Genomic DNA, 14,230 nt, shown 5'->3' with positions numbered 1-14,230 from the left:
CCGGCCCGGAGCCCGGGCCGGCGGTGCCGGCTCAGCGCCGGCCGCGGATCGTGCTCGCGCCCGCGTAGCGTGCGTCGGCGCCGAGCTCCTCCTCGATGCGGATGAGCTGGTTGTACTTGGCGGTGCGGTCCGCGCGGGACAGCGAGCCGGTCTTGATCTGGCCGCAGTTGGTGGCCACCGCGAGGTCGGCGATCGTGGTGTCCTCGGTTTCGCCGGAGCGGTGGGACATGACCACGGAGTACCCCGCCTTGTGCGCCGTTTCGACGGTGGTGAGCGTCTCGGTGAGGGTGCCGATCTGGTTGACCTTGACCAGGATCGAGTTGCCGATGCCGCGCTCGATGCCGTCGGCCAGCAGGTTCACGTTGGTGCAGAAGACGTCGTCGCCGACGAGCTGGACGCGCTCGCCGATGGTGTCGGTGAGCTGCTTCCAGCCGGCGTAGTCGTCCTGGGCGACACCGTCCTCGATGGACACGATGGGGTAGCGGGCGGTGAGTTCGGCGAGGTAGGCGACGTGCTCCTCGACGCTGCGCTTGCGGCCTTCGCCGGTGTAGTCGTAGACCTCGCCGGTGTAGAACTCGGACGCGGCCGGGTCGAGCAGCAGGGCGATGTCCTCGCCGGGGGTGTAGCCGGACTGCTCGATCGCCCGCAGCACGAACTCCAGGGCTTCGTCGGCCGAGCTGAGGTTCGGCGCGAAGCCGCCTTCGTCGCCGACGTTGGTGCTGTGCCCGGCGTCGTGCAGCGACTTGCGCAGGGTGTGGAACACCTCGGAGCCCATCCGCACCGCCTCGGCGAACGTTTCCGCGCCGATCGGGCCGATCATGAACTCCTGGAAGTCGATCGGGTTGTCCGCGTGCGCCCCGCCGTTGACGATGTTCATCATCGGCATCGGCAGCAGGTGCGCGAACACCCCGCCGGCGTACCGGTACAGCGGCAGCGAGTTGGCGGCGGCGGCCGCCTTGACGACGGCGAGCGAGACGCCCAGGGTGGCGTTCGCGCCGAGCCGCGCCTTGTTCGCGGTGCCGTCGAGGGCGATCAGCGCGCGGTCGACCGTCGCCTGCGCCTCGGCGTCCAGGCCCACGACCGCTTCGGCGATCTCGGTGTTGACCGCATCGACGGCCTTGCGCACCCCCTTGCCGTGGAAGCGCGCCTGGTCGCCGTCCCGCAGTTCGACCGCTTCCCGGGTACCGGTGGAGGCACCGGAGGGAACGGCGGCCCGGCCGAGCGAACCGTCGGCCAGTTCGACGTCGACCTCGACGGTCGGGTTGCCCCGGCTGTCCAGCACTTCGCGGCCCTTGACCCGGACGATGGCAGTCATCGCGCTCCTCGGTGAGTTCGCAGTAGCAGGGCGGCGCCACGGTGAGCCGCGAGACAGCGCGAGGCTAGCAGAAATTCACTGAATCGATCCCGAAAATCTCAGTTCACGGTGGCGGGCAGCCGCCGCCTTGCCCTCACTGTGGTGGATCACGCCTGCCCGGCGTCGAGGCGGTGCAACGCAGTGCGGAGGAACGCGTCCCGCCGTTGCCCGAGAAGATCGGCGTCGAGGTCCGGCCGGCCCTGGTCGTGGAGGGCCGGCACGCAGAACGCCATGTCGGCCAGCGTGCCCAGGGCCGCGACGACGTCCCAGTAGGCGACCTGCTCCGCCCGGCGGCCGGCAGCGCGCTGCCACCCCGCCAGCACCTCTTCCGCGGCCGGGAGCCCGAACATCAGCGCCGCGTCGAAGCGTGCGCTGCCGAGGTCGATGCCCGGCGACCCGGCGCCGGCGCAGTCCCAGTCGACCAGGCCGGTGCAGCGGTCGCCGGACCACAGGGTGTTCCCGAACCACAGGTCGCCGTGCACGAAAACCGTCGGGCCCCCGGGTGCGGGAAGCCGCTCCAGCCGTTCTTCCGCGGCCGTCATCAGCGCGGTGGTGCCCTTTTCCCGGCGTTGGGCCGCGAAGTCCACGTCCGAGATCGAGCGGGACCGCAGCGGCAGCGCGGCCCGAGGCGGCAGCGGGACCGCCTGGAGCGCGGCCGCGGTGGCCCCCATGTCCCGCAGCCGCTCGGTGGAGGCGACCGGCGGGATGCGGCTGTGCCCGGGCAGGACGGTGGTCAGCACCGCCAGGGCGCCCGCGGCGGCACCGTCGAGATCCGCGGCGATCAGCCCGGCCGCGGGCAGCCGGTGGTCACCGGCCACGCGCAGGGCCGCGACCTCGGTGGCGAACCGCTGACGGTGGCCGGGATCGGCGGGGTCGCCGAGCCGGAGCACGGCCGCCTCGACGCGACCGGCGGGTTCGAACTCCACCAGCCAGGGATTGGCTCCCTGCCGCAGGCCGGTGACCGCGGCCACGCGAACGTCGCCTCCGACCGCGCCGGCCGCCCAGCGCAGGACCTGCTCGGACAGTTCTCGCACGTAACCCACCCCCAAGACGCGGCTGAACACCACGATGGCACGAGCGCCGCCGTCAGTCCTCGATGAAGGTGACTGTCTCGCCGAGCGGTGCGCGGCCCGTGCGGCCGTGGTCGGCGGCCGGGTCCTCGAACCCGATCGACAGCCGGCGGAGAAACCGACTCGTGGTGGCACCGGGTGAGCGTCTTCGCCGGCGAGCGGTTCGTCACCGATCCCGCGGATCCCGGCTCGAAGGTGAATTTTCCTCGAATCCCGTCGGGGCGGCGGTTCCCGTTCTCACCCCGGCGGGGGAAGAAATCGGCCGGATCGGCCCGGCTGAGGTCAACTTCCGGCAAAGCGATCAAACCGTTACGCGTTTTCCGTCGGCCGAGTCGTATCTTTCCTGCAGGCGATGATCGACATCGGCCAACGGAGGTGCTGAACGAGGTTCCGCCGGGTCCGGGTGGCCGGGGCGGCGGGCGGCGGTGCGAAGGTATTCGCCTGTTCCGGTTTTCGGTAAGCGCTGCTCCCGGTTCGAAATCCGAGCATAAATTGCGATAGTAATTCATTGAATGGGATTGTCATGCCCTTTTCTATCAGGTCGTTGCCGGCGGGGGGCCAACCTGGCGTGACCGGGTGCCGGTATCTGCTTCTCCCGCCCGCCGGGGGCACCACCGGGATCTTCCGGCACGTCGTGGCCGCGTCGGCGGCGGCCGACGTGTGGGCCGCGGAGTACCCGGGCCGCGGCGACCGGCTGGACGCGCCGCCCGCCCGCTCCCTGGAGCGGCTGGCCGAGCAGCTCACCGGCGAACTCCTCCGCCGCGACCCCGCGTGGGTGCGGCAGACCGTCCTCGTCGGGTTCAGCATGGGCGCGTTCCTGGCGGTCGAGGTGGCGCAGCGGCTGCGCACCCGCTGCGGGCCGGCGCCCGCGGCCGTCGTCGTCATCGGCGCGCCCGCGCCGCAGCGGCGGGTCCCCGGCCGGTACGCACAGGTCGGCGAAGAGAGCCTGCAAGAGGTGCTGGACGGCGAGGGGTTCGTGCCCGGGCTGGGCAATCGTGCCTCCTTCGAACTGTGGGCCTACGCCGTCGAGCTGCTCCGCCACGACGTCGGCCTGACGGCGGCCTACCGCGGCCCGGCCACGACGGCCCTGCACTGCCCGCTGGCCGCCCTGTGCGGCGAGGACGATCCCGTCGCGGCGGACGACGCGACCGAGGCGTGGCGGATGTGGACGGCGGACGCGTTCCTGGCCTCGACCGTGCCGGGCGGGCACCTCGGGCTGCTCGCGCCGGGGCGGGGCGCCGAGTTCTGGACGTGGATGGGGCGGATCGAGCGGCGGGTCGTCGCGGCCGGGGTGTGCGATGCCTGATCGCCCGCCGTCCGTGGTCGGGGGTGGGCGGCGATTCGTGCCGCAGGTGGGGTGGCCCGAGCTGTTCGAGCTGCGGGCGCGGGTGGCACGGGAGCGGACGGCGCTGGTGGCCGACGACCTCGCGTGGAGCTTCGGCGACCTGCAGCGGTGGAGCGGGCGGCTGGCGAACGTGCTGCGTGCCGCCGGGGCGGTGCCCGGCTCGGTCGTCGCCTGCGCGATGGCCCGGTCGGTGCGCGCGGTGCTGGCGCCGCTCGCGGTGGCCAAGGCGGGCGCGGTGTACCTGCCCCTGGACCCGGCGCTGCCGGCGGCGCGGCGGGCGCTGATCCTCGCCGAGGCGCGCCCGGCGGTGCTGCTCACCGACGTCGCCGAGGTCGCCGCGGTCGCGGACGTCGTGCTGGCGCCGGAGGACTGGCGTGCGGAGCTCGCCCGGTGGCCCGAGCACGCGGTCACGGCGACCCGGCCGGGGGATCCGGCGTACGTCCTCTACACCTCCGGGTCCACCGGGCGCCCCAAGGGCGTCGTGGTCGGGCACCGGAGCCTGGTCAACCTGTACTTCGAGCTGGCCGCGCGGCTGTTCCCCGCCGGCGGCGAGCCGCAGCGGGTGGCGCACGGCCTGCCGCTGGTGTTCGACGCGGCGTGGGACCCGCTGCTGTGGCTGGTCGGCGGGCACGAGGTGCACCTGGTGCCCGAGGACGTCCGCACCGACCCCGAGCGCTACGTCCGGTTCGTCCGGCGCCGGCGGCTTTCGGTGCTGGAAGGCGTCCCGGCCCAGCTGACGGCCCTCGTCGACGCGGGCCTCCTCGAGGGCGACAGCCGTCCGCGGACGCTGCTCATGGGCGGCGAGGCGGTCTGGCCCTCGCTGTGGGCGCGCCTGCGCGCGACCCCGGGCCTGGCCGCGGTCAACCTGTACGGCCCGACCGAATGCACCGTGTTCACCACGTTCTGCCGGGTGTCGGCGCAGGACCGGCCCGCGATCGGGCGGCCGATCGCCAACACGAGCGTCCGGGTCGTGGACGCGCACCGGCGGCCGGTGCCCGTCGGCGAGCCCGGCGAGCTCGTCGTCGGCGGGGCGTCGCTCGCGCTGGGGTACCTCGGCGACGCCGCGCTGACGGCCGAGCGGTTCGGCGCCGCACCCCCGCGCTGGTACCGGACCGGCGACCGGTGCCGCTGCGAGCCCGACGGCACGCTGCGCTGGCTGGGCCGGCTCGACGACCAGGTCAAGATCCGCGGGCACCGCGTCGAACCGGCCGAAGCCGAGCACGCCCTGCTCGCCCTGCCCGGCGTGCGGCAGGCCCTGGTCCGCGTCGAGGGCACCGCCGGCCGGCGGCACCTGGCCGCCTACGTCGTTCTCGGCTCCGGCGCGGCCCAGGGGTGCCGGGGGGCGAGATCCCCGGACGTCACGGTGGACGGCCTGCGGGACCGGCTCCGCGAAACCCTGCCCGGATACCTCGTCCCCGCGACGGTCGTCGAAGCCGACGCCCTGCCCGTCGGGCGCACCGGCAAGGTCGACCGCACGGCCGTCCGCATCGAGCCCCGGCGGCTGACCCCGGCCGAGTCGCTGGTCGCGGCCGCGTTCCGCAGCCAGCTCAGGATTTCCGCGGTGGCCGCCGACAGCGACTTCTTCGCCCTCGGCGGGCACAGCCTCTCCGCGGCGGCCCTCGCGGCGCGGCTGCGGGCGCGCGGGGTGCCGTGCTCGCTGCGCGACGTCCTGCGCTGCCGCACGGTCGGCAGGCTCGCCGAACTCGTCCCCGACAGCCCGGAAGGCGGCAGGTGATGACCGGCTACGACGTCATCGTCGTCGGCGGCGGCCCCGGCGGGTCGACCGCGGCGGGGCTGACCGCCGCCGACGGCCACCGCGTGCTGCTGCTGGAGCAGGAGCACTTCCCGCGCTACCGGATCGGCGAGTCGCTGCTGCCGGCCACCGTGCACGGCATCTGCGCCCTGCTCGGCGTGCGGGACGAAATCGAGCGCGCCGGGTTCGTCCGCAAGCGCGGCGGCCTGTTCCGGTGGGGCAGCGACCCCGAGCCGTGGACGTTCGCGTTCGCCGCGTCGGACCGGATGGCCGGGCCGACGTCCTACGCCTACCAGGTGGAGCGCACCCGGTTCGACGCGATCCTGCTGCGCAACGCCCGCCGCCTCGGCGCCGACGTCCGCGAAGGCCACCGGGTGCTCGGCACCCTCCGGGACGGCGGCCGCATCACCGGCGTCCGCTTCCTCGACGGCGCCGGCCGCGAACGGGAAGCGCCGGCGCGGTTCGTCGTCGACGCCTCCGGGCACACCAGCCGGCTGCACCCCGACGTCGGCGGCACCCGCGAGTACTCCCCGGACTTCCGCAACTTGGCGCTGTTCGGCTACTTCCGCGGCGGGGCCCGGCTGCCGGAACCGAACGCGGGCAACATCGTCTGCGCCGCCTTCGACGCCGGGTGGTTCTGGTACATCCCGCTCTCGGACACCCTGACCAGCGTCGGCGCGGTCGTCCGGCAGGAGTGCGCGGCCCGCGTCCAGGGCGACCAGGAGGCGGCCTACCGCGGGCTGATCGCGGACTGCCCGCTGATCGGCGAGCTGCTCCGCGACGCCCGCCGCGCCACCGAGGCGCCGTACGACCGGCTGCGGGTGCGCAAGGACTACTCCTACGACCGGACCGCCCTGCACTGCCCCGGAATGGTGCTGGTGGGTGACGCCGCCTGCTTCATCGACCCGGTGTTCTCCTCCGGTGTCCACCTCGCCACCTACAGCGCGCTGCTGGCCGCCCGGTCGATCAACAGCACCCTGTCCGGGCAGGTGCCGGAGGACCGCTGCTTCGCCGAGTTCGATGCCCGCTACCGCCGCGAATTCGGCCTGTTCCGGGACTTCCTGCGGGGCTTCTACCGGCTGCAGGCCGACCGGGGTGCCTACTACCGGCACGCCGGCCGGATCACCGGCGGCGACGACCGCACGGCCTTCCTCGACCTCGTTGGCGGGGTGACATCCGGGGACTTCGACACCTTCGGCGACGTCCTCGCCGAAGGGGCGCAGCTGCAACTGCGCGGCCTGCTCGGAGCCGCCGCGGGGGAGGAGCCGCCGATGTTCCCGGGCGGGCTGGTGTCCACTTCGGACGGACGACGGTGGCGGGTGCCCGATGGCTGAGCTCGCCGTCCTGCCGGCCGCGCTGGCCGTCCTGCTGGGCCTCGCCCGGCTCGCCGGCTCCGTGCTGGCGCACTGGGGGCAGCCCGCGGTGCTGGGCGAAATCCTGTGCGGCGTGGCCCTCGCCCCGGCGCTGCGGCTGCTGCCGGCGCCGGTCGGCGGCACGCTCACCGCGCTCGCCCAGCTCGGGCTCGTGCTGTTCCTCTTCGCCGCCGGCGCGCACCTGGGTCCGTCGCTGAACCGGGTCCGGCTGAAGGCGGCGCTCGTCCCGGCGCTCGGCGCCACCCTCGTCCCGCTCGGGCTGGGCGCGGTGCCGGCGGTGTGGCTGGCCCGGCGGCACGCCCCGGCCGGCACCGGGCCGTTCGTGGTCTTCGTCGCGGCGGCCCTCGCGGTGACCGCACTGCCGGTCCTGACGCGGATCCTCGCCGAACGCGGCCTGCTCGATGCCGACGCCGGACGCCGGGCGCTGAGCGCGGCCGCGGTCTCCGACGTCGCCGCGTGGACGCTGCTGGCCGTGGCGGCCGCGTCGCTGCACGGCTGGTCCGCGGCGTCGCGGCTGCCGGTCGTGCTGGTGCTGGCGGTGCTGCCGTGGTCGGCCGGCGGCCGGTTCGGCCGGTTCGGCCGGTGGGCCGCCGGGCTGTCCCGGCCGTCCGCGACGGTGGTGCTGGTCGTCGTCGCCTGCGCGGCCGCCGCGGTGACGGAGGCGGCGGGGCTGCACCCGGCGATCGGGGCGTTCATCGCCGGCGCCGTCGTCGGCCACGCCGTCCCGGCGCTCGACGCGGCCGCACTGGCCGCCCCGGCCGGTTCGCTGCTGGCGCCGCTGTACTTCGTGCTCGCCGGGCAGGCCGTCGACCTCGGGAGGCTCGACGCGGCACTGGCCGCGGACACCGCCGCCGTCGTGGCCGTCGCCGTTTCGGGCAAGTGCGGCGGCGCCTACCTGGGGGCCCGCCTCGGCGGGCTCCCGCCCCACCCGGCCGCGGTGTTCGCCGCCCTGATGAACACCCGCGGCGTCACCGAACTGGTCTTCGCCGGCATCGGGCTCGGCCTGGGTGTCATCGACGGCGCGCTCTACACCGCGATGGTCGCGATGGCCCTGGTGACCACGGCGATGACCGGCCCCCTGCTGACCCGGCTGTCCCGGCAACCCGAGGGAGTCTGACATGCCCGCCTACCCGCCGGAACCGTGGCGCGTCAAGATGGTCGAGCCGCTGCGGGTCACCACCCGGGCCGAGCGCGAGGAGCTGCTGCGCGAGGCCGGCTGGAACCCGTGCCTGCTGCGCTCGGAAGACGTCTACGTGGACCTGTTCACCGACTCCGGCACCAACGCGATGTCGGACCGGCAGTGGTCGGCGCTCATGCGCGGCGACGAGGCCTACGCCGGTGCGCGCAGCTTCTACGTCTTCGAAGAGGCCGTGCGCACCTTCTACGGTTACGAGCACGTCATCCCGGTGCACCAGGGCCGCGGCGGCGAGAACATCCTGTCCCGCTGCCTGATCCGCCCGGGCACCCACGTGCCCGGCAACATGTACTTCCCCAGCACCCGGGCGCACCAGGAGCTCAACGGGGCGGCGTTCCACGACGTCATCGTCGACGCGGCCCACGACCCCGCCTCGGAACACCCGTTCAAGGGCGACGTCGACCTCGGGAAGCTGCGCGCCGTGATCGCCGGGTGCGGGGCGGACGCGATCCCGTACGTGTCGCTGGCCGCGACGGTCAACATGGCGGGCGGGCAGCCGATCAGCGTCGCGAACCTCACCGAGACCTGCGCCCTCGCGCACGCCCACGGCATCCCGGTGTTCCTCGACACCGCCCGCGCGGTCGAAAACGCGTGGCTGGTCAAGCAACGCGAACCCGGCTGGGCCGGCCGCACGGTCGCGGAGATCCTGCTCGCGCTGTGCGCCCCGACCGACGGCGCGGTGATGTCCGCCAAGAAGGACTCGCTGGCCAACATCGGCGGCTGGCTCGCGCTGCGCGACCCGGCGCTGGCCGAGCAGGCCCGCGGGCTGGTCCTGCTGTACGAGGGCCTGCACACCTACGGCGGCATGGCCGGCCGCGACATGGAGGCGATCGCCGCGGGTATCGCGGAATCCGTGGCCGAGGACCACATCCGCGCCCGCGTCGCGCAGGTCGAGTACCTCGGCGCCCGGCTCGGCGACGCGGGCGTGCCGATCGTCCGGCCGGCCGGCGGGCACTGCGTCTGCATCGACGCGGCCGCGGGCCTCCCGCACGTTCCCCGGACGGAGTTCCCCGGCCAGACCCTGGCCTGCGCGGTCTACCTCGAAGCCGGCGTCCGCGGTGTCGAACGCGGCGCCGTCTCGGCCGGCCGCGACCCGGCCACCGGCGAGAACCGGTGGCCCGCGCTGGAACTGCTGCGCCTGGCGATTCCCCGCCGCGTCTACACGCGTGCCCACATCGACCTCGTCGCCGACAGTGTCATCGCCGTCCACCGGACGCGCGAGCGGATCACGCGCGGCCTCACGTTCGCCTACGAACCCCCGCACCTCAGGTTCTTCCAGGCCCGCTTCAAGCCGGCCTGCTGAAATCCCGCGATCCGGCGCCGCGTCCGGGCCAAGCTTGGTCCCTTCCGACAGGCGCGAAGGGGTCGAGGATGATCGAAGCACGAGCGGTGTCCAAACGCTACGGCGGCAAGACCGCCGTCGACGGTGTCACGTTCACGGTGAAACCCGGGGTGGTGACCGGGTTCCTCGGCCCGAACGGCGCCGGGAAGTCCACCACCATCCGGATGATCATGGGGCTGGACGCGCCGACGTCCGGGTCGGTCACGGTCAACGGCAAGGCCTACGCCCGGCACCCGGCGCCGCTGCGGGAGGTGGGGGCGCTGCCGGCGGCCGAGGTCGTCCACACGGGACGGTCGGCGTACCACCACCTGCTCGCGCTAGTGCTCACCACCGGCATCCCGCGGCGGCGGGTGGACGAGGTGCTCGACCTGGTGGGGCTGGCCGACGTCGCGCGCCGCCGGGTCGGCGGGTTCTCGCTCGGCACGGGGCAGCGGCTCGGCGTGGCCACCGCGCTGCTCGGCGATCCGGCCACGCTGGTGCTCGACGAACCCGTCAACGGCCTCGACCCGCAGGGCATCCGCTGGATCCGGAACCTGCTGCGCCGCCTCGCGGCCGAGGGCCGCACGGTGTTCGTGTCCTCGCACCTGATGAGCGAGATGGCGCTGACCGCGGAGCACCTCGTCGTGATCGGCAAGGGCAGGCTCATCGCCGACACCCCGGTGGGACCGTCGAGACCCACGTCGGCCGCATCTTCGACAAGCTCGAGCTCCGCGACCGCGTCCAAGCCGTCGTGCCGGCCTGCGAAACCGGCCTCGTCCGCCCTCGCTGACCGGCCCGGAGCGAGGGCCGGGCACGGAGACCGTGCCCGGCCCTGCGTCATCCCGGGATCACGCTGCCCCGGCTCACCGGCTCACGGGTTGATGTGGAAGTCGCCGATGCAGAACGTGCTGCCGAGGCTGAACCGCTGGTAGGGCGACCGCGAGTAGTACCCGAGGTTGGCCTGGTTGGGGCCCGCCCAGATGGCCACCCAGTTGGCGCCGGTGTCGAGTTCGGTCACGTCGCAGCGGTTGACGTGGTAGCGGTGGTTGGCGTGGGATTCGAAGCACCACCAGGTGCCGTTGCTGAAGTCGACCTCCACGTTCTCCGGCGGGCAGTGGCCCGAAGCCACGGTCGCGGGGGTGGCGGTCGTCGTGGTGGTGGCCGCCGACGCCGCCCCGACGCCGGACAGCGCGGCGACGGACGCGGCGGCGACCGCCACCACGGCGGTCCCGAATCGGTAACGCGACATGTTTCTCCCATCTCGTCGGGAGTCCCCGGCCCCGGCGCGGGCCGGTTCCCGGGAATTCCCCCTGTGGTCGCAACGACCGGCCGGTTTTCGGACGGCCGGTTGTCAGCGTGTCCGTGCCCGGTACCCGGTCAGTACCCGCCGGGTTCCCCCGGCCCGCCGACGTGGGCCGGGGAGACCTCGAGCCGGGCGCGGAGGACGTCGGCGTCGGGGTGGTGCAGTTCGTCGAGGATGGGCAGGGCCCGCTGCCAGGCGGCGCGGGCGGCGCGGAGGTCACCGGCGTCGCAGTGGGTGTCACCGAGGCGGATCAGGGTGTCGGCCTGGGGATGGCGAGCGCCCAGCTTCCGGAACAGCTCGAGGGCGTTGTGGTAGCAGGCGGCGGCCCGCCGGTAGTCGCCGAGGTGGTGGTGGGCGCAGCCGAGACTGTCCCAGGTGTCCGCCTCGCCGTGCCTGCTGCCGACCGCGCGGTGCAGTTCGAGCGCTCGCGAGCAGGAGCGCAGCGCCTCGGCGGGATCGCCCAGCTGGGTCTGCATCCAGCCGATCGCGTTCAGCGCTTCCGCCTGGCCCGCCCGGTGCCGGGCCGCGTGGAACAACGCGTAGGCGGTCTTGCCCTGTTCCAGCGCCACCCGGTAGGAGCCCTGCGCGTAGGACACGATGCCGAGGTTGTTGTGGCTGCGTGCCTGGCCGACCGGATCGCCGAGCCGCTCGTCCAGCTCGAGCGCGCGCTGCAGGCTGGCGTGCGCGTCCGGGTAGCGGCCGAGCCGGATGTAGGCCCGGCCCAGTTCACGCAGGGACCACGCCGTTCCGTACGGCTCACCGGCGCGTTCGGCCGCGGCGATCGCGACGAGCTGCGTGCTGACCAGCTGCATCCAGTGCCCGGCCCGGATGCAGAAATTGGCCACGCTCCCGGCGAGCTGCCAGGCGTGGGTGTCGAACCCGGCGTCGGCCGCGCGGTCGACGGCGGCGGCGAACACCGGGCGCTCGGCGGTGAACCACTGCCACGCCTGCTCGTCGTCGCCGAGGGGTTCCACGACGGTCCCCGGCTGGGGTTCGGCCAGGCGCAGCCGGTCGGCCGGCGGGTCGAGCAGCAGCGTCGCGGCGTGCGCGGTGTGCAGGTAGTGGTCGAGGAGGCGGTGCAGCGCGGCTCGGCGCGCCTGCCCGGTCTCCTCCCGGCCGGCCCGGTCGGCCGAATAGGCCCGCAGCAGGTCGTGGTGGGTGAACCGGCCGGTCACGGGTTCGGTGAGCAACTGCGCCTTGACCAGCTCGGCCAATGCCTCGCGAGCCGGCCCGGCGCCGGTTCCGGCGAGGCTGGCGGCGGCCGACAGCGAGATGACCGGGCCCGGGTGCAGGCTCAGCAGCCGGAACATCCGGGCGGCCGCGGCACTCAGCGTCCGGTAGGACCAGGAGAACACGGCACCGAGGTCGACGCTGCTGTCCCCGATGTCCAGTGCCGGCAACCGATCGCGGACGTCGCGCAGCTGCCGGGCCAGCTCGGTCAGCGAGAGGGCCGGGGCGAGGGTGGCCCGCGCGGCGACGATGCTCAGCGCCAGCGGCAGGTGCACGCCCAGCTCGATCAGGTCGCCGGCGGCCTCCGGTTCGGCGGCCAGCCGGTCCCGGCCCAGCCTGCTCGCCAGCAGATCACGGGCTTCGGCGGTGGTCATCAGATCGAGGGGGAGGACCCGCGCCCCTTCGCTGACGATCAGCCCGCCGAGGTGGTCGCGGCTGGTGACGACGGTCAGGCAGCCGGCCGCGCCCGGCAGCAGCGGCCGGACCTGGCCGGTGTCACGGGCGTTGTCCAGCACGACGAGCATCCGCCGGCCGGCCAGCTGGGACCGGTACAGCGCCGCCTGCTCGGCCAGCCCGTCCGGGATCCGCTGGGCCGGTACGCCGAGCGCGTCGAGGAAACCCCGGATCGCTTCGGCCGGCCGGACCGGCCGTCCGCTGGGGTCGAAGCCGCGGAGGTTGACGTAGAGCTGCCCGTCGGGGAACCGGTCCGCGACCCGGTGCGCCCAGTGCACGGCGAGGGTCGTCTTGCCGACGCCGGCGGTGCCGTTGATCGCCGAGATCACCACGGTCCCGCGCTGGTCCAGCAGGCCGGTGAGCTCTTCGAGCTGGGCCACCCGCCCGGTGAACCCGGCCACCGCACCGGGCAGCTGTCGCGGCACCGCACCACCCGGCCGGGTGGCGCCGTGCTGCTGCTGCGGCGGCGGGGACGGTGGCGCGTCGTTGCGCAGGATCGCCAGGTGCAGCTGCTGCAGTTCCGCGCCGGGGGCCAGCGCGAGGTCACCGGCCAGCCGTTCGTGGGTGCGCCGGTAGACCTCCAGCGCCTCCGTGGTGCGTCCCGACCGGTGCAGCGCCAGCATGAGCGCGCCGACCAGCCGTTCCCGCAGCGGGTGCTCGGCGACCAGCGCGGTCAGCTCGGCCACCAGGGCGGCGTGGCCGCCGGCGGCCAGCTCCCAGCCGACCCCGTCTTCCAGCGCGGCGAGGCGGCTCTCCTCCAGCCGGGTCGCCTGCGCCGCCAGCCCCGGCGTGACCCCGCTCAGCGCCGGGCCTCGCCACAGCCGGAGGGCGCCGCGCACCGCTTCGGCCGCCCCGGCCGGGTCGGTGACCGAGCGCTGCCGGGCATCGGCCACGGACGACTCGAAAACCCCGGCGTCCACCTGATCCGGCGTGGCGTCGAGGACGTAGTCGCCCGCTCTGGTGGTGATCACGTCCCCGAGCGCACCGCGCAGCCGCGACACGAGCTTGATCACCTGACGCCGCGCCGAAGGCGGCGCTTCCTCTTCCCACACCGCGTCGACGAGCGCGCTGACCGAAACCACGCGCCCCGGACGCAGGGCCAGCGCGGCCAGCACGGAACGCTGGTGCCGGCTGGAAACGGCCAGCCGGTCCGCTCCCCGCCACACCTCCACCGGCCCCAGCAGCCGCAGTTCGAGCCGATCGGCAACGCCCAACGGTCCCCCCTCGTGGCGCACACCCGCCCTTCCCGCAACAGGAGGAGGTGACCCGGCTCCCGGATACGATCAATCCGGGTCGGGCCGAGGGCCGTCCGCTAGCCAGGGGGTCGAGGGGCCTGCTGGCCGGGCGGGCCATAACCGGGGTGCGGATTCCCGTAGGGCGGGGCCGGCATCGGATAGCCGCCCGGATACTGCGGAACGCCGGCCTGCCGCGGCGGACGGCCGCCCTTGACGACCGCGAGCGCGACCAGGAGCCAGGAGAGCACCGCGGCGACGTCGAGCGGGATGGCCACCGCCAGGAAGATCAGGTTGAGTTCGTCGACGCTCAGGTGGTTCGTCCGGATCCAGGCCGCCGCGTCCAGCGACACGAACTGCCACGCGATGCCCGCCGCCGTCGCGGCCAGCATGATCGCGAAGGCCGCCACCATCAGGCCGGAGCCGCCCCTGACGCGTCCCCTGATGGCGAAGACCAGCCCGAGCAGGCCCACGACGAGCAGCAGCACCCGGGGAATGGCCTCGATGCTGCGCAACGCAAGGGGTGACATGCCTGCCCTCCACAGAGTTCCGCCCGCGATCGAGGCGCCCGGGCGGATCCTAGACGAGGACCCCGCCCCGG

The 14,230-nt window shown here is 74.2% G+C and carries 11 protein-coding genes; 6 read left to right on the top strand and 5 right to left on the bottom strand.

The features are described from left to right. Nucleotides 1-31 precede the first annotated feature (31 nt). Nucleotides 32-1,315: a phosphopyruvate hydratase gene (eno, locus tag OO60_RS38165; protein WP_003082231.1), complete on the bottom strand. Its 1,284-nt coding sequence runs from the start codon at nt 1,313-1,315 to the stop codon at nt 32-34. Between the two features lie 146 nt (nt 1,316-1,461). Then, nucleotides 1,462-2,388, bottom strand: coding sequence for a phosphotransferase family protein (locus OO60_RS38160; RefSeq protein WP_240490689.1), 927 nt, complete (start codon nt 2,386-2,388; stop codon nt 1,462-1,464). Nucleotides 2,389-2,992: 604 nt separating this feature from the next. Here OO60_RS38160 and OO60_RS38155 point away from each other — a divergent pair. The 6 genes from OO60_RS38155 (at nt 2,993) to OO60_RS38130 (ending at nt 10,343) form a co-directional block, all read left to right on the top strand. After that, on the top strand, nt 2,993-3,730 hold the full coding sequence (locus tag OO60_RS38155; RefSeq protein ID WP_003082234.1) for a thioesterase II family protein: 738 nt from the start codon (nt 2,993-2,995) through the stop codon (nt 3,728-3,730). 37 nt (nt 3,731-3,767) lie between these two features. Then, nucleotides 3,768-5,504 (top strand): amino acid adenylation domain-containing protein, encoded by a 1,737-nt coding sequence (locus tag OO60_RS38150; RefSeq protein WP_244885643.1) that lies wholly within the window; start codon nt 3,768-3,770, stop codon nt 5,502-5,504. Beyond that, complete coding sequence (locus tag OO60_RS38145) at nt 5,504-6,856, top strand: tryptophan 7-halogenase (RefSeq protein ID WP_033263195.1); 1,353 nt, start codon at nt 5,504-5,506, stop codon at nt 6,854-6,856. Before OO60_RS38150 ends, OO60_RS38145 begins: the two co-directional genes overlap by 1 nt. Beyond that, entirely contained in the window at nt 6,849-8,012 is a 1,164-nt protein-coding gene (locus OO60_RS38140) for a cation:proton antiporter (RefSeq protein WP_033263194.1), read from the top strand. The genes OO60_RS38145 and OO60_RS38140 overlap by 8 nt, the downstream gene beginning before the upstream one ends. A gap of 1 nt (nt 8,013) precedes the next feature. Next, the gene (locus tag OO60_RS38135; protein ID WP_003089563.1) at nt 8,014-9,393 is read left to right on the top strand and encodes a tryptophanase; all 1,380 of its coding nucleotides are present in this window, start codon (nt 8,014-8,016) and stop codon (nt 9,391-9,393) included. A gap of 68 nt (nt 9,394-9,461) precedes the next feature. Next, nucleotides 9,462-10,343, top strand: a complete 882-nt coding sequence (locus OO60_RS38130; RefSeq protein ID WP_051767925.1) for an ABC transporter ATP-binding protein — start codon at nt 9,462-9,464, stop codon at nt 10,341-10,343. On the opposite strand, the gene OO60_RS38125 is transcribed toward OO60_RS38130, so the two are convergent. From OO60_RS38125 to OO60_RS38115, 3 genes are all read right to left on the bottom strand, one after another. Then, nucleotides 10,283-10,660, bottom strand: a complete 378-nt coding sequence (locus tag OO60_RS38125; RefSeq protein WP_003089572.1) for a hypothetical protein — start codon at nt 10,658-10,660, stop codon at nt 10,283-10,285. The two genes, OO60_RS38130 and OO60_RS38125, sit on opposite strands and share 61 nt — an antisense overlap. Before the next feature lie 128 nt (nt 10,661-10,788). Beyond that, a complete protein-coding gene (locus tag OO60_RS48020) occupies nt 10,789-13,611 on the bottom strand; it encodes an AfsR/SARP family transcriptional regulator (protein ID WP_003089574.1) in 2,823 nt (940 codons plus the stop codon). Nucleotides 13,612-13,709: 98 nt separating this feature from the next. Next, nucleotides 13,710-14,159, bottom strand: coding sequence for a hypothetical protein (locus OO60_RS38115; protein ID WP_033263193.1), 450 nt, complete (start codon nt 14,157-14,159; stop codon nt 13,710-13,712). Between the last annotated feature and the right edge of the window lie 71 nt (nt 14,160-14,230).

The sequence above is a fragment of the Amycolatopsis vancoresmycina genome (assembly GCF_000716785.1).
GTDB lineage: Bacteria > Actinomycetota > Actinomycetes > Mycobacteriales > Pseudonocardiaceae > Amycolatopsis > Amycolatopsis vancoresmycina.
This window is presented reverse-complemented; position numbering and strand designations above follow the sequence as displayed.

Bases quoted from the DNA above. Each gene is read 5' to 3' on its own strand.
- OO60_RS38145 (WP_033263195.1), top strand. From the start codon at position 5,504: ATGACCGGCTACGACGTCATCGTCGTCGGCGGCGGCCCCGGCGGGTCG.
- OO60_RS38130 (WP_051767925.1), top strand. From the start codon at position 9,462: ATGATCGAAGCACGAGCGGTGTCCAAACGCTACGGCGGCAAGACCGCC.
- OO60_RS38125 (WP_003089572.1), bottom strand. From the start codon at position 10,660: ATGTCGCGTTACCGATTCGGGACCGCCGTGGTGGCGGTCGCCGCCGCG.
- eno (WP_003082231.1), bottom strand. From the start codon at position 1,315: ATGACTGCCATCGTCCGGGTCAAGGGCCGCGAAGTGCTGGACAGCCGG.
- OO60_RS38140 (WP_033263194.1), top strand. From the start codon at position 6,849: ATGGCTGAGCTCGCCGTCCTGCCGGCCGCGCTGGCCGTCCTGCTGGGC.
- OO60_RS38135 (WP_003089563.1), top strand. From the start codon at position 8,014: ATGCCCGCCTACCCGCCGGAACCGTGGCGCGTCAAGATGGTCGAGCCG.
- OO60_RS38115 (WP_033263193.1), bottom strand. From the start codon at position 14,159: ATGTCACCCCTTGCGTTGCGCAGCATCGAGGCCATTCCCCGGGTGCTG.